This window comes from Nocardia sp. NPDC058497 (assembly GCF_042720195.1).
Taxonomy (GTDB): domain Bacteria; phylum Actinomycetota; class Actinomycetes; order Mycobacteriales; family Mycobacteriaceae; genus Nocardia.
This window is the reverse complement of record NZ_JBHXMY010000122.1, coordinates 1-994: the sequence shown is the minus strand read 5'-3', so window position 1 is coordinate 994 and position 994 is coordinate 1. Positions and strand designations below refer to the sequence as shown.

Here is a 994-nt window from a genome sequence, read left to right as displayed (position 1 = left end):
ACTGGTGGCGCAGAGACCGGCTTTGTTGTTGTGGGGTTGATTGTTCGGTCGGTGCTCCGCACCGGCCCACCCCTCCCTTCCCATTGGTAACACCAAACCCAGTGGTTCACTCTTGCAACGTAGGCAACCACAGAGCAAGCACAGTTACCGAAATGTGACAGGGAGGAAAAGCGAATCAGCGCTGGTCATGCGCCCAGATCGCGACCGGAACGAGTCGATCAGGCAACCTCCGGCAATTGCCGCAGCGAGCGCAGCGCGTAGTGCACGCGGGTCTTGACCGTGCCGACCGGAACGCCGAAGTCCGCGGCCACTTCCCGGTATCCGCGATCGCGCAGAATCACCTCGACCACAGCGGCCCGCTGCGGCTCGGACAGGCACGCCAGCAGCTGGTCGACGAGCAGCCCGTCGACGAGCCCGTCCGCGAAATCCGGTTTGCCGCAACCCGCGACCTCGGTGATGTCGTCCCAGCCGACGTCACCGGGCCGGGCGGCGCGCGCCCGCACGATGTCGACGACGACATTGCGCTCGATCGCCAGCAGCCAGGTCCGCACACTGCCTTTGCGGGCGTCGAAGTCGCGGCACGAGCGCCAGCCGCGCAGCAGTGTCTCCTGCACGGCGTGTTCGGCCAGGCCCGGGTCACCGAGACTGCGCATCGCCCGCCAGTGCAGCAGGCCGCGGTCGCTGGCCAGCACCTCGGCCAGCCCGTCGGTGGTACACAGCCGCGCGCAGTGCGCACCGCAGGAGTTGTCCGTCATATGGGGTTATCGCGCTGCGCGCCACCGATGACAACGGCGTTAAGCGACTCTTCAGGATCCTGATGGTCCCCCACGCGACACTTTTGTCGCGAGCCCGGCCAGGGCCTGCTCCAGGAGGGGGGAGCAGGGCCGCCGGGCTCGCCCTTTTTCCGGCTCGGCGTCCCAACCCTCGACACAACCGGTCCCGGGCGACGACAATCGCGGCGAGGAGCGAAAAACGTGGACATCCATGCATATCC

1 protein-coding gene is annotated in these 994 nt (G+C 66.9%); it reads right to left on the bottom strand.

Annotated features, from left to right (window positions below; translation table 11 throughout):
* Window positions 1-218: 218 nt before the first annotated feature.
* Complete coding sequence (locus tag ACFWPJ_RS11365; RefSeq protein ID WP_378849779.1) at window positions 219-755, bottom strand: sigma-70 family RNA polymerase sigma factor; 537 nt, start codon at window positions 753-755, stop codon at window positions 219-221.
* Window positions 756-994 lie beyond the last annotated feature (239 nt).

Bases quoted from the DNA above. Each gene is read 5' to 3' on its own strand.
- ACFWPJ_RS11365 (WP_378849779.1), bottom strand. From the start codon at position 755: ATGACGGACAACTCCTGCGGTGCGCACTGCGCGCGGCTGTGTACCACC.